Annotated in this window: 11 protein-coding genes; 9 read left to right on the top strand and 2 right to left on the bottom strand. The window is 75.2% G+C overall.

All coding sequences use genetic code 11. The features are described from left to right. Nucleotides 1–1468 precede the first annotated feature (1468 nt). Nucleotides 1469–10762, top strand: coding sequence for a toxin glutamine deamidase domain-containing protein (locus tag Q5530_RS27620; protein WP_415365724.1), 9294 nt, complete (start codon nucleotides 1469–1471; stop codon nucleotides 10760–10762). 38 nt (nucleotides 10763–10800) lie between these two features. On the opposite strand, the gene Q5530_RS27615 is transcribed toward Q5530_RS27620, so the two are convergent. Beyond that, nucleotides 10801–12642 carry an Hsp70 family protein gene (locus Q5530_RS27615; RefSeq protein ID WP_415365723.1) on the bottom strand — a complete coding sequence of 614 codons (1842 nt, stop codon included), beginning with the start codon at nucleotides 12640–12642 and terminating at the stop codon, nucleotides 10801–10803. Between the two features lie 136 nt (nucleotides 12643–12778). On the opposite strand from Q5530_RS27615, the gene Q5530_RS27610 reads away from it, so the two are divergent. The 3 genes from Q5530_RS27610 to Q5530_RS27600 are packed head-to-tail and all read left to right on the top strand — an operon-like array spanning nucleotide 12779 to nucleotide 15965. Further along, on the top strand, nucleotides 12779–13312 hold the full coding sequence (locus Q5530_RS27610; RefSeq protein ID WP_415365722.1) for a histidine kinase: 534 nt from the start codon (nucleotides 12779–12781) through the stop codon (nucleotides 13310–13312). Continuing rightward, nucleotides 13303–13968 (top strand): response regulator transcription factor, encoded by a 666-nt coding sequence (locus tag Q5530_RS27605; RefSeq protein ID WP_415365721.1) that lies wholly within the window; start codon nucleotides 13303–13305, stop codon nucleotides 13966–13968. The genes Q5530_RS27610 and Q5530_RS27605 overlap by 10 nt, the downstream gene beginning before the upstream one ends. 5 nt (nucleotides 13969–13973) lie before the next feature. Then, nucleotides 13974–15965: a hypothetical protein gene (locus tag Q5530_RS27600; RefSeq protein WP_415365720.1), complete on the top strand. Its 1992-nt coding sequence runs from the start codon at nucleotides 13974–13976 to the stop codon at nucleotides 15963–15965. Here the strand turns inward: Q5530_RS27600 and Q5530_RS27595 are convergent. Next, nucleotides 15943–16908, bottom strand: a complete 966-nt coding sequence (locus Q5530_RS27595; RefSeq protein WP_415365719.1) for a sensor histidine kinase — start codon at nucleotides 16906–16908, stop codon at nucleotides 15943–15945. The two genes, Q5530_RS27600 and Q5530_RS27595, sit on opposite strands and share 23 nt — an antisense overlap. 166 nt (nucleotides 16909–17074) lie before the next feature. Here Q5530_RS27595 and Q5530_RS27590 point away from each other — a divergent pair, with 166 nt between their 5' ends. The 5 genes from Q5530_RS27590 (at nucleotide 17075) to Q5530_RS27570 (ending at nucleotide 20815) form a co-directional block, all read left to right on the top strand. After that, entirely contained in the window at nucleotides 17075–17683 is a 609-nt protein-coding gene (locus Q5530_RS27590) for a helix-turn-helix transcriptional regulator (RefSeq protein WP_415365718.1), read from the top strand. Nucleotides 17684–17710: 27 nt separating this feature from the next. Beyond that, nucleotides 17711–17890 (top strand): hypothetical protein, encoded by a 180-nt coding sequence (locus Q5530_RS27585; protein WP_415365717.1) that lies wholly within the window; start codon nucleotides 17711–17713, stop codon nucleotides 17888–17890. Nucleotides 17891–18469: 579 nt separating this feature from the next. Further along, nucleotides 18470–18598 carry a hypothetical protein gene (locus Q5530_RS27580; protein WP_415365716.1) on the top strand — a complete coding sequence of 43 codons (129 nt, stop codon included), beginning with the start codon at nucleotides 18470–18472 and terminating at the stop codon, nucleotides 18596–18598. A gap of 287 nt (nucleotides 18599–18885) precedes the next feature. Then, a complete protein-coding gene (locus Q5530_RS27575; protein WP_415365714.1) occupies nucleotides 18886–19977 on the top strand; it encodes an NAD-dependent epimerase/dehydratase family protein in 1092 nt (363 codons plus the stop codon). After that, complete coding sequence (locus tag Q5530_RS27570) at nucleotides 19970–20815, top strand: sugar phosphate isomerase/epimerase family protein (protein ID WP_415365713.1); 846 nt, start codon at nucleotides 19970–19972, stop codon at nucleotides 20813–20815. Before Q5530_RS27575 ends, Q5530_RS27570 begins: the two co-directional genes overlap by 8 nt. The last annotated feature ends 96 nt before the right edge of the window (nucleotides 20816–20911 follow it).

The following is a 20911-nucleotide window of genomic DNA, read 5'->3' as shown; positions in this document are numbered from 1 at the left end:
GGTGACGGAGGGGTTGTACAAGTACATCACCGAGGGCGAGTTCGAGATGAATCCGTACGCGGCGACCTCGGGTGGGGCGTCGGGGGCGGCCAACGTCATCGGCAACGAACTCGGCAGAGCGCTCGGCGGCGGCGGTCACCTCACCCCCGATGCCGGTCCGGACACCGTGCCGCCGCCCGTGGACGTCGCACCCGACGCGAACGACGGCGAGGACCCGGACGGGGACCGCACCGCAGGCGCGTCGCCCGAGGTCGGCCCGATCGACGGGCCCCGGGTTCCCGATCTCATCGGTGCGGCGCCGCCCCCGCCACCGGGAGGCGGGGGCGTCCGGAGCGGACCGGACGACCCACCGCCGTCCGACGACCCCGATCACGACAGCGGGCCCGCGGCGCGGGACTCCACCGGCGACGGTGTGGGGAACCCGTTGCCGGACCGACCGGACGACCGGCCCGCCCTCGGGATCGGTGATCGCGGCCCCGGCGCACCTCCGAGGCCGGACGTGGCCGGGCCGGTGTCGGTGCCGACAGCACCCGCCCCGTCCGGGGCGGAGCCGACGACCCGGACCGGTGACGGCCGACCGACTGCGGGGCCGCGCGGCGATGCCCCGTCCGCCGGCCGCACCGCCGACGACCGAGCCCGGACGCCGGACCGGGTAGTTCCTGACCGGGTGGCTCCTGACCGGGTGGCTCCTGACCGGGTGGCTCCTGACCGGGGCGGCCCGACCCGCGTCGCGCCGGCCCCGGTCGAGGGCGACCACGCCACCACCGCGCCCCCGATGGCCGACCAGCCGGGCGCGGTACCCGCCCACGGCGCCGACGCGCACACCGGGACCGGGTCGACCGCGGTGGACCCTCCGGTCCCTGCTCCGGGAGGACCGGACCGGTCACCGGAGGCGGTCCGCACCCCGTCCGCGACGGACGACGGCGACACGACGCGGGGCGACGGCTCCGCGGGCCACCAAGTCGGGAACACCGGTCGACCGCCCGGCGGCGAGGGCACCGCACCCGCACCGGAGGGCGGAGTCACCCCCGCGCCGGAAACCGCGGACGCCACGTCACCCGAGCACGCGGCTGCCGCGCCACCGGCGATGGGCGACGCCACACCCGCCCCCGGAGCGCAGACCACCTCGCCGACGCCGGGGACCGGACCTGCCGACACCGCGGGCGCCGGGCCGGACCGCCCCGGCCACCAGGGTTCGTCCGTGGGCACGGCGGGGGCCGGCGACCGCGGAACCGGTCCCACTTCGGAGAACGCGGCGGCGACCACCGTCACGGGCCCGGCCGCGCACCGACCGGAGCAGGCCCCTGCCGCGCCCGCGACCACCGGAAGGGAAGGAGGCGCGGCGCGTTCGGCCGACAAGTCCGAGGTGCCGGGCAGCCCCGGACGACCGGTCACGCCCCGACGGGGGACCGGGAGGGCGAGCACGTCGAGCACGCCCGCCCGGCCGGCTCTCGCCACCACGCCCGAGGTGCCCCTGCCGGCCACCACGGCGAGCACCGCGGCACCGGACGTCGTCCCCGCCGCCACCGCGGGCGAACCCGGCGCGACGGCCACCGCCTCCACGGGGCCCGCGGACGCGGCCACCAGCGGACCGGGCACCGGCTCGCCTTCGCAGTCGCCCACCAAGCCCGCCAGGGCCCTGCGCCGACCGCGCTCCTCCACCTCCGCCGGGGGACCGAGCAGGTCGCGCCACGCGCCGCAGCGCTCACTGGGCCACTGGGAGAGCTGGATCTCCGCCTTCCGACCCGACCGGCTCGACCCCTCGCTCCCGGTCCCCGGCGGCCGGAACCCCGACATCCCGATGATCACCCTCACCTCGCCCGCCGGGACGGTGCTGCCCTCGCTGGCGCTGCCGCCGTTCTTCCAGCGCAGCGAGGCGCTGGGCTCCATCGACGTGGTGGACCTGCGCGGCGCGGACCGGGTCACCGGGGCGGTCCGCGACCTGCTGGCCCGGCACGGCGACGACAGCCCCGAGGGGGTGGCCGAGATCGAAGGGGCGCTGGAGGCGAACTTCGAGTCGTTCCTCGGCGACGGCCGCACCTTCCAGGTCAAGGTCGGCCCGCACTGGTTCGACGCCAAGGTCAAGGCGACGATGAGCACGCCCGACGACGTGGCCGCGGCGTCCACCAAGCCGCCGCAGACCACGAAGGTCGACCTGTGGGTCAACTCGGGCTCCACCTCGGCCACGACGACGGCCCTGACCAACCCCGGTGACATCGGGATCGGCGGCACGGGGGCGCAGGGCGTCGGCGTCTACGGCTCGCTGGCCGTGAAGACGCCGCTGGCCCGGCCCGCCACCGCCAGCTCCGTCGCGGCGTCCGTGGCGGACCAGCGGATCATCAGGGCGGGGGAGACCTCCACCCGTGTCGTCGTCCCGGTCCGCTACGACATCACGCTGACGGACGCGCTGGGCGCGCTCGCGGGCGGCACGGCCGTGCGCGGCGACGCCGGCGACGCGGTGGACGTCGTCGTGCAGTTCCCCGACGACCTGGCGCACCTGCGGCCCGCGGACGGCGACCTGGGCGTGGTCACCCCGGCGAACCGGGACTGGGGTGTCGAGCTGGAGCACCCGGTGCCGGAGGCGGTCGTGGTCGACGGGGTCGACGGGGTCTTCGCCGAGGTCTCGGCGAGGATGCACCGGTCGGTCACCGGGCACGGCTCGCACGGCCGCACCGCGCTGCGCGAGTTCCTCGGCCCCACGAACATCCGCGACAACCTCGGCCCGATGCTCGACGGGTGGGTGAGTTCGCCGGACCTGTTCAGCCCGCACCGCGGCCGAACGGGGTTCGCGCAGATGCGGGCGACCCTGCTCGACGCGGAGCTGATCGGCACCCACGACTCCGCCCAGCTGCGGCTGCACGAGTCGTCGGTGACCGCCACCAGCCTGACCGCCTCCAGCAGCAGCGGTGTCGACGTCAGCGCCGCGGTCGGCGCCGGCGCGGGTGTCGGGAAGGGCCCCGGCGGGACGGTGGGCGTCACCGGTGGCCTGTCGGCGCGCAAGGCCGAGTCGTCCGCGGCCGGCACTACCACCGGCAACCGCGCGGGCATCCAGTTCAAGGGCGCCACCGGCCTGTACCGGGTGAACGCCGAGGTCGTCGTCCGGGTGCCCGCAGACAAGGACGGCAGGGGCCCCGCACCCGACGGGGCGCACGTGAGATTCCCGGTCACCACCTACCTGCGGATCGGGTTGCGCGAGGCCGCCGCGCAGGGCCTGCCGGTGTCGGCGGGCACCCCGGCGACGATCGCCACGCCGACCGCCGAACCGCGCTTCGAGCCGCCCTACCTGGCCGCCGGCATGGCCGCGGGCAACGTCAAGGTCGGTCGGTTCGCCGCGGCCGACCACGTGCAGGAGCAGGTCGAGTCCGTGCTGCGGGGCATGGAGGGCTTCGAGGAGTTCCTGCCGCGGTGGGACGCCCCGGCGAAGCCCCGCCGCGCCGGCGCCACCGAGGACCACCTCAGGCAGTCCGCCAACCAGCGCAAGCTGAGCACGGAGCTGTCGGCGACCGCCCTGCGCTCCCAGCTGGACAGCCTGCTCGGCCCCGGCGTGCAGGTGCAGCTCAAGCAGCGGGGCTCGCGCACCAACCGCTACGTCAACGTCACCGTCAAGGCGCGGTTGGGCGAGGGCGAGCACCTGGGCCGGGCCGAGGCCCGCAACGTGCGCGGCTCGTCGTCCGCCGGACCGCGGCTGGACAGCACGACCACCACGACCAAGGGCTGGAACGCGGGCATCGAGGGTCGGGGCCGCACGACCGGGCTCACGGGGGCGTCGTCGGTTTCCCCGGCGGTGGGCGGCGGTGCGAAGTACAGCGATGTCACCGCGGTCATGACGACCGCCGGTCCGACGGTCAACAGCACGTGGCTCAACGTCGGCAGCCCCGACGCCCAGGTCTTCGCGCACGACGTCGAGTTCGACGTCGTGGTCACCGCGTTCGAGCGCCCCAGGGCGTGGGTCAGGTGGCTCACCCCGGACTCGCCGTTCCGCACGGTGCCCGCCCCGCGCACGGTGGCCCGCACGGTGGACCTGACCGCGTCGCTGGACCCGCACGACCCCGAGGCGCCGCGCATCCTGCCGCGGATCGGGGGCCGGGCCCACCTGTGGGTGTCCGACGGGTCGACGCTGAGGACCGACCCGTCGGTGTTCGCGCCCGGACCCCCGCGGTCCGTCCCGACGGCGGCGGACGCGCGGATCGCCTCCCTGCTCAACCCGGGCACGCCGCGCCCGGTCCAGCCGGAGTGGCTGCACGTGGAGGCGGTCGTCGGCAGCGCCGCGCTGCGCGACGCGGCGATCTCCGCGCTCAACCGCGCCGCCGGCGACACCTCCCTGACCACGCCGGGCACCGAGGCGCGTTACAAGATCGACAAGCTGTTCAGCCCGGAGAGCCTCAAGGCCAACCTGCGCCGCCTGGTCGAGACCGGCGTGCACGAGGGCGGCATGAAGTACGACCGGCGGGTCTCCGACCGGACCGGCGCGCTCGGTGTCGCCGTGTCGCTGGGCAACCCGAAGCTGGTGGCCATCTCGGACACCACCGGCACCGAGCACGCCGACACCGGCGGCTCCAAAGCCGGTCAGACCACCACCCGGGTCAAGGCCGTCGAGTTCTCGGCGACCGCCGGCACGGCCGTGCGCCCCAACACCGCCGCACCGCGGCAGACCGGCGGCCTGGCCGCCGTCGCCCGGTGGGTGCCGTGGCTGCGGACCACCTCCGACACGGTGGAGGTGGCGGGCGGCGTGGACCGCAACGTGGTCACCCCCGGTGGTGACCGCACCGTCCTGGTCCAGGTGGACGCGACGTTCCACGTGGTGGCCGAGAGCCGCGCCGGCAACGCCCTGCACAAGGGGACCCCGTCGGCTGCGGGCTCGTCGACCACCCTGCCCGGCGGAGTCTTCCTGCGGGTGGAGGAGCGGGTCGCGCGCGACATGGACCTGCTGCCGCACGTCGACCAACCGCCGCCGCGGCGGTTCGGCCCGCTGGGCGGTCCCAAGAGGCTCGACCCGCGCGGCGGTCCGGCCGCGCTGGGGTTGAGCCTGGTGCACGACGCGCCCGACCTGTCGGTCACCGTGGCCGACCTGGTCGCGCAAGCCGACCGGAACACCCGGAGCCTGCTCAGGGAGCGGCTGGTCCCGGGGTCGGTCCTCGACGACTCGATGAGCAACCTCCAACGCCTGGTCGACTTCACCTCGCCGACCAGCATCAAGGCGCTCATCGACGGCGCGCTGGACGGCGGCGTGCCGCTGCTGCTGCACCAGCCGGGTGCGGTGCTGGGCAAGGACACCTACCACGTGACGCTGAAGGCGCACGCCGAGCGGCCGGGTTTCGACCGGGTCGTCAACGACGGCAAGGACATTGAGCACACCCTCCTCGGCGCCGAGCGCAGGGCCGGCGGCAGCGGCTCCGGCACCGCCTGGGGCGTGGGCCTGAGGGGCACGGCCGCGGGCAACCCGCCGACGTCGAACGACGTGTCCGGTTCGGTGGGCGCCGGTGCTGGCGCGTCACTGGGCCGGGCCAAGACCGAGAACACCACCACCTCGACCACCGACCAGGCCAACCACCTGCGCGCGGCCGGCGGCCCGGCCGCCCTGTTCGACGTCCCCGTCCGGTTCGAGCTGGTGGTGGAGCGCGGCGAGCAGGTCGTCGCGCGGGCGCGGAGCGACCAGGGCACCCTGCGCGTGCGGGTGCACGCGGACACCCTGCGCGCGACCCCCGCCCCCCGGCCCGACCACTCCCCGGTGACCGCCGCCCGACCCGCGGAGGCCGGGCGGCCCGAGCAGGTCGCGGCGTGGCGGCGGGGCGGCTACCCGGTCGCCCCGCCCCCCGGGTCCTCGGTCGAGGCGCTGGTCGGCGCGGCAGACCTGAGGTCGGCCACCGTCGAGGCGCTGCGCGGGGCCGGCGCCGGGGCGGGCATCACCGGCAAGGGCACCGGTTCGCTCAACGCCCTGCTGTCCGCGCTGGGCTCCGAGCACCTCCAGTCCGCGCTGCCCCGCATGACCCGGGCCGGGTTGGAGGTGCCGGGCCTGCACGAGTCGACCGTCGGGCCGTCGAAGCACGCCGTGCTCGCGGTGCACGCGAAGTTCACCAACCCCAGGCTGGACTCCCTCAGCGACACCACGAACCTGGAGGCGCCCCGCAGCACCGTCCACGCCACCACCGGCGAGGTCAAGCACACCGAGACCGCCGACCTGTCCGTCGCGCTGGTCTCGGGCGGCTTCCGCAAGCAGGGGACCGACCCGGGCGGCTCGGTGGACGAGGTGCGCACCGGCGGCCTCACCACCACCGGCGCCGAGGCCAGGCACGCGAACGAGGACACCACCGGCCACTCGGGCGGCCCCACGTCCAACGTGATGCACAACCGCAAGCCGCAGGGCCGCACCGGCCTGGTCGAGGTCGACGTGGAGTACCGCCTCGTCGTCGAGGTCGACGGCCGAGTGGGCGTCCACGACCTGACCGTCCCCGGCTCGGTCGACCTGAGGATGCCGCTGCCCGAGGTCGAGCGGCTGCTCGGCAGACCGCTCGGGCACGACCTCGCCGCGGCCCAGGACGCCGTGCGCGACGCCGCGCAGGCGTGGCGGGCGGCCGAGGTCGAGGTCGACCGGGCCCGGCACGCCGCCCAGGACCTGATCAACGCGGTCGCGCCCGACCTGGCCAGGGCGGACGCCGACGTGCGGGCGGGGCTCGCCGAGCTGGAGGAGGCCGACGGGGTCGTCCGGAGCGGGACCGCCGCCGTGCCGGAGCTGGAGTCCGGGCTGGGCAGGGCCCGGGACCGGGTGGTGCTGACCGGTGTCGCGGTCGGGAACGCCCGCTGGGACGTGGTGCACCTGCGCCGGACCGCCGACCGCGCCGACGAGGTCGTGCGCGCCCTGGGCGGGGACCTCGACCACCCGGCGGCCGACCAGGAGCACGGCACCGCGCCGCACGAGCCGGAGAGGGCGCGGGAGACCGCGCGGGACGCCCACGACGCGCTCCGCGAAGCCGAGGACCGGCTCGAATCCGCCGATCGGGCGCACGCCGAGGCGCTCAAGGGCCTCGACGACGCGCAGACGGCCGCGGACGCCGCGCGGACCGCCGCGCGGGACCGGGACCTGGCGCGGGAGCGGCACCGGGAGGCCGTGCGCGCGGCGCGCGACCTGCGTGACCGGATCGCCCGGGCGGAGGTCGACCTCGCGGCCAGGCGGGCCGAGGCAGACGACCGCCAGGCCGCGTGGTGGGAGGCCAAGGCCAGGGTCGAACGGCACGTCGACGAGTACAACGCCGGGCCCGCCGCGACCCCGGCTGCCGTCGACGGTTCGCCCGCCGACGATCGCGCCGACACGCGGGCTGGTGAGCACCGCGGCGACGGCGAGGCGAGCGGTGGCAGGTGGACCGCAGACCGGCTGAGCCGTGAAGCCGGGCACGCCCGAGCCGCGATGAGCCTGTTGGACGACGCCACCAGGAGGCGGTACGGGGACCAGGCCGGGTCGGTGCTCCTGTTCACGCAGGAGTTCGGCGGGCGGGGCGTGCCGCGTTCGGTCGTCGAGGACGTCCGGACCGTGCTGGCGTTCGACCTGATGGCCCCCGACCACGACACCGCGCGGTTGTCCCGCCGGATCGCGGCGGACCTCGGCACCACGCGCACGACACCGGTGCTGCGCGGTGGTGGTCGCGGTGCGCCCGAGCACCTCGTCGGGGCACGTCGACGGCGCTCCATCGACGAGGGGTCCGTGGACGACCTCCCCCCGGACCCGCTCCGCTCCGACATCGCGCCGCCGCACCCCGCGCCGCCGCACCCGGCCGATGCCCGGCCCGCGACCGGGGACGCGCAGCCCGTGGACGCCTGGTCGGACACCACGTCGGAGTCCCCGGAACCCGACAGCGAGTCCGACGGCGAGTCGGTGCAGGACCCCCAGTGGCTCGTCGACTTCGTCGAGTTGATGGAGCCGCTGAAGCGGCACGCCGTGGGGGCGGCGGACCAGGACGTCCGCGACATCGACGTCTACGTGGTCGCCGACGTCGGCGCCGGGAACCGCAGGGAGAGCCTGCGCGGCGACGTCGGCCACGCCTGGGTCACCGTGCGGCTGCCCAGGGGACCGGAGGTGTCCTTCGGGTTCGGCCCCGCCGCCACCGTCCCCCTGGGGGTGCGGACGCCGTTCGTCCGGGTCCACGGCAACATCCGCTACGAGACGCCGCTGCGGCACCTGGCTCGCCACACGAGGGTGGTGGGGCCGTACAAGACCAGTGCCCGCAAGCTGCTGGACGGCTACCTCTACGCGTTGAGCAGCTTCGAGCGGAAGTACAACGTCCTCTCCTACAACTGCGTGAGCTTCGCCAGGGGGTTCCTCGAAAGCGTCTCCGGGATCAGGACCAGCCTGCACCTGAAGTTGCCGCGGCGGCTCATCACCTCACTGGAACCCGTGCCCACGGACACCCCGAACCGGTCCGCGACCGAGTCGTCGGTCGAGAGCGCCGCCGAGTCCGGGGGGAGCGAGGGCGGACCCGGCCCCGATCGTTCGGACACCGATCGTTCGGACACGGGCCGTTCGGACACCGATCGCTCGGACGCGGGCACGTCGCGGTCCGGGGAGGTGGCCGCGCCGCGCCCGTTGGGCCTCGCGAACCCCGACCCGGACAGCCCTTCGGACACCGAGTCGGCCTCGTCCCGGCGGGGAAGCGGTGGCGGCTCCGACCCCGGGGCCGCGGACGACACCTCGTGGACCCCCTCACCGGACGAGCGCGTGGGGCGGAGACCGCTCGCGGTGACGAACCCGGATTCCCGGAGCGGGTCCTCGTCCCGGTCCTGGTCCGAGGACGGGTCCGGGTCGGACTCCGCGCCGTTCCCGGAGCCCGGTGGTTCCGGGAACGGGCGCACCGACGACATCACCCGGCTCATGGACGAGTTGAACGAGCTCCAGCGCGTCATGGAGGGTGGACCGAGGTTCCTCCCACCGGATTCCCCGATCGAGCTGTCCGGCTCCCCGGAGGAGCTGTCCGACTTCTCGGACGACGAGGCCGACCACGGGGGCCGTGCCTGGGCCGCCGACCGCCCGGCGGCGGGGGTGCTGCCCGGACCGGCCCGCGCCCGCCGGCGGTTCCCCACCGACGGGACGTGGTCGGGTGCGGCCGGGGATTCGCCCGCCGCCCGGCAGGAGCGGGTCGACGGGGCGCGGGCCGCACTCGACGAGTTCCGCGGTCGCCGCCCCGAGCAGTACGACCGCCTCGTCGCCGACGCGCGGAGGATCGTCGGAGGTCGCGACGCGGCGAACGGCGACGTCTTGGACGACACGACCGCCGTCGTGGCGCACACCCTGTCGACCCGCGGCGGGCTCGCCGCCCGCGCCGTCGCCTGGGACGTGGCCCGGGGAGGGGCCGCCCACGAGCGCGACCCCCTGTCCGGACCGCACGCCTCGGTGGACGACGGGGCGCCGCTCCCCGGCGAGCCGGACCGCTCCCGGGACGACGGCCCGCCGCCCGCGGTCACCCCCGCCGCGGCCGGCGGGCGGCTGCCCCTGTGGTCCGATTCGGACTCGTGGTCGGGTTCGGACTCGCGGTCGGACAGCCCCGTGCCGGACAGCCCCGACCGCGTCGCCGGACCGCACCACCGGGAGGTCGGCGTCCACGTCCCGGTGGCGCCCGGTCGGGCCGCCCCGCATCCCGCCGCGGCCTCCCCGGCACCGGGCGCACCCGGTGCGGGTGGGCGCAAGCGCGGCCGGGACGAGTTCGAGGCGGACTCCGGGCCCGTGACCGGCCCGGACGCGCGCCACGCGCCTCCCCCGGCCGTGCCACAGGTGCCGCCCTCGCCCGAGCGGACCACCACGCTGCTGGCCGAGGTCCCACCGGGAACGCGGTTCGCGGACCCGTCGCGCTGGCTGGCGCTGCTCAACCCCGATCACCTGGTCGAGGGGTGGGGCGTCAACTGCCTCGACGCCGCCCTCGCCTTCCACTCGACCTACCTCGGCGACCCGCGGGTGCCGGCGACGACGCCGACCGGCGCGCTGCCGCCGCCGGGAGGCGGTCGCGCCTACTCCGAGGCGACCCCTCACGCGCCGGAGTGGCTGGGGCGCGGACCCGACGCCCTGGGAGAGGTGATCGACCGGGTGACGCGCGGTGGGCACGGCTCCGCCGCCGTGGTCGTCACCTTCCCCCGCGACGGGAGTCCCGGCCACGCGCGGAACGTGGTCAACCAGCGCGGCGAGGTGCTGCTGGTGGACGCCCTGGCCGGTACGTCCCGGCCCGCGACGAAGAACGCCGTGGCGGGGGTGGACCGGGTCTACGCGATCCCGGTCGACCCGGACGGGGAGTTCATCCGCGGCACGCCGCCGAGTCCGCCGTCGGTACCCGTCGAGCTGGGGCAGGACGTCGTGGGGCGGTTCGAGCGGGTCGCGTCGTCGGACCGGCCGGACTGGTCGTCCTACCTGGACTTCCTGGAAACCCGTATCCAAGGGCTGCGCGACGACGTCGAGCGGCACGGGGGCGCCGGAGCCGAGCGGGAGCGGCTGGCCGGGTTGGTGCTGCACCACCGGGAGGTCGACGTGCACCGGATGCGGCTGGAGGTGGCCGCCGGGGGCGAGGTGTCGCTGCGGGGCACGCCGGGCCGCCTGGCGCCCGGTCCGACCGGTCTCCGGCTCCTCCGCGCGAGGGTGACCGCGGAGCTGGCGGCCGACCTCGCCTCGGTCCTCGGCCGCGACGTGGTGGCGCTGGTGATCGGGTCGGACGCGGAGGAGCCGCGGGAGCTGAGGTTCCCGCCCAAGGGCCGCCCCCTCCCCACGAGCACGCGCGAACTCCCCGCTTGATCCCGACCCCGTCGGCGTCGACCGGGCGCGGGCGCCGACTACCCCAGTTCCTCGCACGGGATCGCGCCGGCGCCCGCGCCCGGGACCCAGCGGATGCCGGTGAACGTGGCGTCGAACGCGCCCCCGGTGGCGATCAGGAACGGCGTGTCGACCTTCCCGGCGTCCAGCCCCGCGGCGGTGAAGCAGGACAGGGGGACCCGGACCTCCGCTTCCCGGTCGACCGGCAGCCGCCGGAACGCCGAGGTCGCCGGGATCTCCGCCGAGCACGGGAACCCGCAGTGCGCCGCGAGCGAGACTGGCCCGGTCGGGTGGGTGCGCACCACGACGTCGAGCACGAGCGCGCCGTCGCCGTCGCCGTCGCCGTCGAGGAAGCGGCGCAGGTCGGAGCCGCCCGCCGGGTCCTGGAGGTAGACCTGGCCCGGACCGCTGCCGTTCCACGTCGCGCGCAGGCCGGCCGCGGACGAGGTCACCGACACGGTGGGGTGGGTGACCTCACCCCCGACGCCGACCCGCGTGCCCACCCAATCGCCCTGCGGTGAGCCGACCGTGCTCTGGTAGGGGGCGACGGCACCGTCCTCGAACAGCACCAGCCCCGGCTCCCGGGGGGCGGCGGCGGGGGAGGACGCGGCCGAGGGGCCCTCCGCCGGGCCGGTGCCGCCCTGCGCCGTCGGTTCGTCGTTGCGGAACGACCACCCGACGAGGGCGGTGGCGCCCACCAGCACGGTCGCGACCAGGGCCGGGACCAGCCACCGGGGCAGGCGTCGCCGGGGACCCGGCGCGGGCGGGGGCGGGGGAGGCAGGAACGGCACGGGCGCCGCGGCCGGCTTCGGGCGGGCGGTGGTGGCGGCGCCGAGGGCGACGGTGAACTTGGGGTGGAGGCTGACGCGGACGGGTTTGCCGAAGGTGTCGGAGACCATCTGGGGCACCAGGGGGATGCGGGAGGAACCGCCCGCCAGCAGCACCCCGGCCAGATCGCCCGGGCGCAGCCCGGCGGAGTGGATGGTGCGCTGCAACGCGGCGGTGGTGAGGCTCAGCGAGGGTCGGATCATGTCGTTGAACTCGGTGCGGGTGATGGTGATGTGGTGTGTGGTGTGGGGTAGGGGGATGTGGATGGTGACGTCGGGTTCGAGTGAGAGGTCTTCTTTGGCTTTGATGCAGGCGGTGCGGGTGGTGGTGAGGGTTGTGGTGGTGGTGGGGTCGGTGGGGTCGAGGGTGGTGAGTGCGCCGTCGAGTCGGGTGTCGAGGTGGGTGAGGAGGGCTTCGTCGAAGTCGATGCCGCCCATGCGTTCGATGCCTTCGGGGGTGCCGAGGATTTCGGTGCCGTTGTGGTGTGCGCGCAGGATGGTGGTGTCGAAGGTGCCGCCGCCGAGGTCGTAGACGGCGACGAGTTCGCCGTTGCCGAGTCGGCGTTCGGTGGAGTAGTGGGTGGCGGCGGCTTCGGGTTCGGTGATGATGTGGACGTTGTCGAGTCCGGCGAGGCGGGGTACTTCGTCGAAGTGTTCGCGTCGGTAGGGTCCCCAGATGGCGGGGCAGGTGAGCACCACGGCATCCGGCGGCCCGCCGTGCAGTGCGGTCACGAGGGCCACCACGTCGCGCAGCTGCGCCGCCAGCAGCGCGGCGGGCGAGTACGCCACGCCACCGATCACCAGCAGCGTCGGGTCGCCCAACCGGCGCTTGTGGCCGCGGGACACCCGCAGGGGGTCCGCCGCGCCGGCGGCCTCCGCCGCGTCGCCGGTCAGCACCGTGCCGTCGGCCCCGATGAACACCGTGGACGGCGCCACGACATCACGCCCCAGCGGCACCACCCGGGTCCCGAAGTCCCCCGACACCGCCGCTGCCGTGAACGTCGTGCCCAGATCGACACCCAGCCCGTATCCCACCGTCGAACCTCCCTGCGTGACGCGTCACCGCGATCCTCGGGCATCGCCGCGCCCGGCGAGGTGGTAGGGAAATCCCTACTGCCTCTTCGGGTCGTCCACCTTGCCCGTTCTCCTTCGCGCCCCCACGCTGGTCATCGTGATCGGACTGGTGCGCGGGCTGCTCGGGCGGACCCGCAGGCTTCGACCCCCGGGCTGTGACGCCGACCTGCGGCGCGAGTTCGAGCGGGTCCTGCACGACGGCCCGGCGCTGCGCGTGTCGGCGCTCGCGCTGGAGCTGGGCCTGATCGCGGTGGCGGTGACCGACCCGCGGGCACGTGAGCGGGTCGCCGCCGCCCAGGGCACGGTCCGGCTCGTGCTCGACGAACTGCGCGACGTGGGCGACGCCCTGTACCCGTCGGTGCTCACCAGCGCGGGCCTGGAGCCGGCCCTGCGCGCGGTGGCCGAGCGGCGCGGCCTGGCGCTCGCGCTGGACGTGCCGCCCGCCGGCATCGACGCCGCGACCGGTTCCCGGGTGTGCCTGCTGCTGACCGACCACCTGCGCACGCTGCGGCCCGAGACGTCGGTGGCCGTGCGGGTGCGCGGTGGCCGGCACCTGGTCCGCGTCCACGTCAGCGACGAGCACCCCGACGGGGGTCCCCGGCACCACTGGGCGGTGCTCCGGTGCGCGTAGCCATCGCCGAGGACGGCGCGTTGTTCCGCGAGGGATTGGTGCTGCTGCTGGAAGCGGCGGGCCACGAGGTCGTCGGCTGCGTGGGCGACGGCGACAAGCTGCTCGCGCTGGTGTCCACCGAGCCGGTGGACGTGGCCGTGCTGGACATCCGGATGCCACCCGAACCCGACGGCGGGTTGTCCACCGCCGAGCGCATCCGCGCGCTCAAGCCCGAGGTGGGCCTCCTGCTGCTGTCCCACTACGCCGAGACGCACTACCTGATGCGCGTGCTGGAGATCGGCACCGAGAACATCGGCTACCGGCTCAAGGAGCGGGTGGCGGGGGTGCGCGTGCTGGGCGACACCCTGGAGCGCATCGCCGCCGGCGAGATCGTCATCGAGCCGGTGCTGGCGAAGCGGCTGGTGCAGACACCGGCCGGTCGGGACGGCGGCGCGCTGGACACGCTGACCGAGCGCGAGCAGGACGTGCTGCGGCTGATGGCGGAGGGCCGCACCAACAACGCCATCGCCAAGGAGCTGTTCGTGTCCGCGAAGGCCGTCGAGAAGCACATCGCCGCGATCTTCTCCAAGCTCGACCTGCCCGGCGACCCGTCGGTGCACCACCGCCGCGTGCTCGCGGTGCTGGCGTACCTGCGCGCGCGCCGGATCGACGGGTAGCCGCCGTGCTCCCCCGGCGTCGGGCCGACCGCGCCCCGCACCGGCTCGCCGCGCGCACGCCCGCCGCGCTGCTGGTGCCGGCCCTGGTCCGCAACCTGGCCGAGGTCGTCGACGGCACCGCGGTGTACGTGGAGCCCAGCGGTGCGGTCATCGCGTCCTGGCCGCCGCTGCCACCGGGGCGGGTGCTCGGCGAAGACCTCGCCGCCGTCGCGGCGCTGCCCGGCATGTCGGGGGTCGAACCGGTCTCCGGCGGGGGCGGCGTGCTGGTCAGCGCGTCCAGGTTGGACGAGCGCGACCGGGCGGTGTGGCGCGAGACCGCCGCGTGGCTGGGCGTGGCGGCCCGGCTGGACCGGCTGCGCGCCGACCGGGACCGGGCCGCCACCCGCGCCGCCCGGCTGTCCGCCGACCTGCGCGCCGCGCGGACCGGGCAGGCGCGGGTGCGGGACCTGGAGCAGCGGCGACTGGTCGGCTCGATCACCACCGTGGCCGGGCGCGGGTTCGACGACGTGCGCGCACGGGCCGCGCGGCTGCGCGACGCGTTCGGCTCGCCGGAGGAGACCCGCGCGGTGGAGGACCTGCGGGACGCGCTCGACGAGCTGATCGACGCCTTCCGCACCGTGGTGCGCGGCGTGCACCCGGCGATGCTGCCCGAACGGGGGCCCCGGGCGGCGCTGGAGGAGTTGGCCGCCGTGCTGCGCCGACCGGTGCGCTTCAGCGGCGACCTGGGCCGCCGGGTGGGGTGGGAGGTCGAATCCGGCCTCTACCACGCGTGCGCCGCGGTGTTGAACCTGGTGGCGACCTCCGACAACGCGACACCCGTCGGGGTGGTCTTCGCGCACCGCGACGGCGTGCTGCGGGTCGAGGTGACCGCGCCCGGGTGGCCGTGGCCGGTCGACCGGCTGCGCGCGGACCTGGCCGACGACGCCGCGCGCCTGGCGGTGCTCGGCGGCGCGCTGGACTGCGCGGTCACCGACGGCGTCGCCGAGGTGCGGGTGCGCCTGCCCGAGCGGATCGGCCCGGTCGGGACGACCGCCGAGCCCGAGTCCAGCCTGCTCGACCGGGTGCGCCACCTGGTCGAGCAGGGCTGGCACGCGGCGGCCGACCGCGCGCCCTGGGAGGCCCTCGCCGACCGGCTCGGGCAGCCGCCGCGGCTGGTCGTGGTGGGGCCGGGCAGCGCGGAGGTGGCGGGCGCGCTGACCGCCGGTCGACCCGCGTCGCTGCGCGGGCTCACCGTCACCGAGGCGCCCGGACCGGTGGACCAGGCCATGGCGACCGCCTTGACCGAGGTGTGGTCGGCCGACGCGGTGCTGTGCCTGACCGCGCCGCCCCCGGAGTTCCGGCTGCTCCTGCGGGCCGCGGCGCACCGCGTGGACGTGGTCGAGGCCCCCGTGCGCCCGGCGCTCGCGCTGTTCGCGGCGACCGCCGGTGAGGACGGCTACCGCGCGCTGCGACGCGTCCCGCCCGAGGCGGTGGGCGGGCTTTCCGGTGACGACCTGCGGGTGGCCGCCGACGCCGCGCGCGTCGCCGACGGGCCGGGCGGTGTGGCCGAGGAGTTGGCGCAGGTGAGCGGGTTGGTCGCACTGGCGGACCTGCTGACCCGCAGGCTGGTGGCGCGGGCCGACCTGATCGCGGCCCGCCGCGCGCTCGTGTCGATCACCCGCATGGCGTCGGGACCGCTGCTGCGCGAGGTCGACCGCGTCCGCGTCCACGCGCACGAGATCGTCGAGCTGGACACCCTCGACGACATCGAGCGCGATCCGTCCCTGCCCCCGGGGGTCCGTGCCGAGGGGGAGCGGCTGATGGGGTTGCACGGCGTCGAGCCGAGGGTGCGCCTCGGGCTGGCCGCCGACGCCTCGGACGACGAGGTCCGGTCGGCCGCCCGGTCGGCCGCGGGGCGCTGGCGGGTGCTGGGCGAGGTCTCCGGCCGGGTGCGCGAGGTGTGCGAGGTGGTGGTGCGGACCTGCGAGGGCCTGATCAGCGCGGCACCAGGCCGGTGACGGCCGTGCCCGCGCCGGGCGCGGAGCGGATGCGGAGGGTGCCGCCGACCGCCGCCGCCCGCGTCACCAGGTTGTGCAGGCCCGCGTGCTCCGGCAGCTCGCCGAAGCCGGGACCGTCGTCGCGCGTCTCGAACCACAGGCCCTCCGCGGTGTCGCGCACCGCCACGGTGATCGACGAGCCGGGGGCGTGCTTGCGGCTGTTGTTCACGGCCTCCAGGCAGATGAAGTAGACCGCCGACTCCACCGCCTCCGGGTGCCGGGGCAGGGCGTCGTCGAGGTCGAGCGCGACGTCCTCGTGCTGCGCCAGCTCCGCCCGCAGCGCCGCGGCCAGACCGTCGGTGACCAGGGCGACCGGCAGGATGCCCGACGCCGTGCTGATCATCAGCCGCTCGGTGGCGTCGAGCCTGGCCCCCAGCTCGTCCAGCCGCTGCCGCGCGGTGTCGTCCGCGCCGGTGGCCAGGGCGTGCTCGATCAGCGCCACGGACATGCGCAGCACCACCAGGTGGTGCTGCACGCCGTCGTGCAGGTTGCGCTCCAGGTCGCGTCGTCGCAGGTCCATCTCGGCCGCCGCGCGCCACCGGCCGTCGGCCAGCTCGCGGGCCGCCGCGTCCGCCTCGCGGGAGGAGCGCTCGACCTGCCTCGCCGAGCGCGCCGCGGCCAGCACCGGGCCCAGCGCCGCCACCAGTTCCGACAACGGCCCCGCGGGTTCCGGGGTGAGCGCCAGCTCGCCCTGGACCTCGCCGCCGTGCTCGACGGTCGCACCCCACCAGGCGCCGCCGCCGGCGCCCCACGCGAACCGCTCCCCGTCCACGGTCACCGCGCAGCCGGCCGCGCCCACGGCGGCCCCGATCACCCCGGCCAGCCGCGCGGGGTCCACGGCGCCGTGCTCCAGGTGCGCCACCAGCGCCTCGATGGCCTGCTTTTCGCGCCCCCGGGACCACACACCCCCGACCGTACCCCGTGACCTGCTGGTGTTCACCCGGCGCACCGCGTCCCACAGGTTCTGAAGAGGGTCTGTAGATCGGCTTCAGACGGCATGTGGTGACCGGCCCGCACACTTCCGGCAGAACAAACCCGGAGTCTTCGGAGGCGGCATGCACAGGGTGAAAGTGGCTCTCCAGGCAGTGGACCCGCTGAGCATGGCCGGACTGGTCGCCCACCTCGAACTCGTCCCCGACGTGGTGCTGCTGCCGGCCGAGCAGCGGCACCACGCCGAGGTGGCCGTGGTGGCGGTGGACCGGCTCACCGCCGACGTGGTGGCCGGGATGCGCCGGGCCGCGACCGATGTCGGAACGCCGGTGGTGCTGGTGGGGGACCTGGACGAGTCGGAGCTGGTCACGGCCGTCGAGTGCCGGGTGGTGGCGGTCCTGCCCAGGTCGGCGGCCTCCGCCGACCGCCTGCGGCACAGCGTGATGACGGCGGCGGCCGGCGGCGGGCTCATGCCGCCGAACCTGGTCGGCGCGCTGATCAAGGACGTCGAGCGGCTCCAGTGCCAGCTGCTGGAGCAGACCGGCGGCGCCCCGCGCAGCCGCCTGACCCGACGCGAGGAAGAGGTGCTGCGGATGATGGCCGAGGGGCTGGACACCGCGGAGATCGCCGTCAAGCTGTCCTACTCCGAGCGCACCGTGAAGAACGTCATCTACGGCGTGACCACGCGTTTCAACCTGCGCAACCGACCGCACGCGGTGGCGTACGCGGTCCGCTCCGGCCTCATCTGACCCTGACCGACTTCACGTGGAGGAACCGTGACCGCCAGCCGGCCCGCCGTCGACAGCACCGCCCACACCGCGCCCCGCCGCCGGCGGCACGAGGCGGTGCGGGGCGTCCTCCCGATCTCCGCCCAGGACACGTGGAGCGCCGACGAGTGGCGCATGTCCGACCACGGCGTGATCGACGCCCCGTTCCCCAGCTCGGACGCGGCCTGAGCCGCTCGCCGCGCGGACGACCCCGAGCCAGGGCGCCGCACCGCGTCGGGAACGCGGGACCCCTCGCGCGCACCCGTGACGCGGTGCCCCTCCGGCGCCCCGACAGTGCCCGGCGGTGACCCGAGGCCCGGGTCACCGCCGGGCACGCGGCCGTTCACATCCCGGACGTCGCACGCCGGGGACTCGGCACGCGGTTCCCGCGGCTCCTGGCGCTCCTCGGCTGACACGCCGCCCGCCGGCCGGGCGGCCCGCGCGTCCTCGACGGCGCGGAGCCGGGTTCTCGCGATCGTCGCGGTGCCGGCCACCGGCAGGCGGCGGGACCGGACCTCGCGGCGGCTCCCTCACCTTCAGGCGCCTGCTCGTCCGGGCAAGCCCGCTTGATCATCGCGCACGGTCGACGGTTCGTGCGTGACCGTTGCGGTGCGCGGTGCCGACCCTCTCCCCGAGGGTGAGAGGAGGCGTCTCCATGTACGCCGACACCGTGCCGGGTACCCCGGCCGATTTCACGGCCGGGGCTTTCACCGGGCTCGGGCGGTTCGCGCCCGACCCGACTTCGCCCTGCTGGTCGGCTACGGCGACGTGGCGACGCTGTCCGTCCTCGCGCCCGAGGGGGCGCCCGACCCGGCCGACCTGACCGCGCGGTGGGCGGAGGCCGTCGACCTCCTGCGAGCGGACCGGGCGGCCGGCCCGGTGGACCGGGTCGGCTGACCGGCGGGGCCCCGGGACCGGTGGCACCCCACCTGCGGTCCGGTAGCCCATTCGGGCAGGCGTAGGGGGTCCTCGCGCACTTCTCCCCGCAGTCGTTGCGACCTCCGCGTCCGGTTGCTGATCCTGGTCACGCAGGTCATCCGATCGGGCGTACCGGAGAAGCCATCCGCCGGAACGCCGACCACACCCGTCATCGCCGCTGCCCCGCCGCCGGTCGATGGCGACCCCCACCCCGCTCCCGCCGTGCGGCTCGACCGCGCTCGAAAAACGAGGGGATGTCAGGCACCGTGGACATCTTGGTGATCACCGGCTCGGCCGGACTCGTAGGAACGGAAGCGGTGCGGATGCTCGCACCGCAGTTCGACCTGGTCGTCGGTATCGACAACGGCATGAGGCGCGCGCTGTTCGGACCGGACGGCGATGTCAGCGGCAACGCGGCCGAGATGGCCGTCATCCCGAACTACCGCCACCACACCGCGGACATCCGCGACGCCGCGGCGGTCGACGCCGTGCTGCGCACGTACGGCTCCGACATCAAGCTGATCATCCACACCGCGGGGCAGCCCAGCCACGACTGGGCCACCGAGCGGACCCTGGACGACTTCGCGATCAACGCGGTCGGCACGATGAACGTGCTGGAAGCGGCACGGCGGCACTGCTTCGACGCCACCGTCGTCTACACGTCGACCAACAAGGTCTACGGCGACATCCCCAACTCGCTGCCCCTGGTGGAGCTGGACACCCGGTGGGACTTCCACCCGGACCACCCCTACCACCGGCACGGGATCGACGAGTCGATGCCCCTCGACGGCACGGACCGGACCTTCTTCGGGGTCTCCAAGCTGTCCGCGGACCTGGCGGCCCAGGAGTACGGCAGGCACCTGGGGATGAAGGTCGGCGTGTTCCGGTGCAGCTGCATCACCGGTCCCCGCCACGCGGGCGTGCAGCTGCACGGATTCCTGTCCCACCTGGTGCGCACGGCGGTCGGCGGCGGCGAGTACACGATCATCGGGCACGGCGGCAAGCAGGTGCGCGACAACATCGACGCGCGGGACCTGGTCCGCATGTTCTGGCACTTCCACCTCGACCCCCGGCCCGGCGCGGTCTACCACGCCGGAGGCGGTCGGGAGCGCAGCTGCTCGGTGCTGGAGGCCGTCGCCAAGTGCGCGGAGCTGGTGGGCCGCGAGATCCCGGTGCGCTACGCGCCCGAAGCCCGCTTCGCCGACGCCAAGTGCTGGATCACCGATACCCGGCGGTTCCGGCGGCACTACCCGGGTTGGCAGCCCGAGCACGGACTGGACGACACGCTCAAGTCGATGCACGCCCACTGGTCCTCGGTGGACGCCCTCCGGGAAGAGAAGGTGCTCATCCATGGCTAAGTACCGCGCCACGCTGAACATGGAGTACATCAAGGACGCCGCCAAGGGGTTCCGGTGGGGCGTCGAGAAGGCGGCCGAGCTGGGCTACCGGTACGTGGAGCCGATGGTCCACACCGGGTGGGACCTGCTCAGCGAGGTCGACTTCTTCCACTCCTTCTCCATGGAGGAGGACCCGTTGCTGATGAAGGAGATCTGCGACCGGGCGGGTGTCCGCGTGTCCGGCATCAGCGGCCACAGCCCGCTGATGAAGCCGGAAGCCGCGGTGCCGAGGCTGACCAGGGCGATCGTGTTCGCCGACGCCTGCGGTGCGAAGTTCGTCAACACCGACGACATGATCAAGCCGGAGTGGATGGACGACGCGTTCGCCCACGAGATGATGCGCTACACCCTGACCAAGGCGCGCTTCGTCGCCGAGCGGCACGAGGTGAACGTGTGCATCGAGCCGCACGGCACGTTCAGCTGCACCTCCAAGGGGCTGCTGGCCATCGCGGACCTCGCGCCCTCGCCGTGGATCAACGTCAACTTCGACACGGGCAACTTCTACCTGGCCGCGCTGGAGGACCTGTACGAGGGTCTGGACCGGGTGAAGGACCGCGTGGTCCACATGCACGCCAAGGACATCAGCGAGCAGCACAGCGCCGACGAGCGCGGCCTGGTCACCGGTACCCCGGTGGGCTGCGCGATCGGCGAGGGCATGGTCGACTGGGAGCGGGTGTTCGAGGTCCTGGAGCCCCTGGACCGCGAGATCTTCCTCAGCGTGGAGTGCGGCCGGGTCGACGAGGCCGAGCGCAGCCTCGAATTCCTGCGCAAGACCCTGGGCGACAAGCTGATCGAGTGACCGGGGCGCGTGTCGGCGCCGTCGAAGCCGGCGGCGCCCTCCCGCGGCGGCTCGTCCCGGGGCGGGCTTTCCGCTACCGTCCTCCTCTCGGTGGGC

The organism is Saccharothrix sp. BKS2 (assembly GCF_047689505.1).
In the GTDB taxonomy this organism is placed as follows: Bacteria; Actinomycetota; Actinomycetes; order Mycobacteriales; family Pseudonocardiaceae; genus Actinosynnema; species Actinosynnema lopnurensis.
Note: the sequence above shows the minus strand (reverse complement) of the source record. Positions and strands in the feature narration are given on the sequence as shown.

Bases quoted from the DNA above. Each gene is read 5' to 3' on its own strand.
- Q5530_RS27570 (WP_415365713.1), top strand. From the start codon at position 19,970: ATGGCTAAGTACCGCGCCACGCTGAACATGGAGTACATCAAGGACGCC.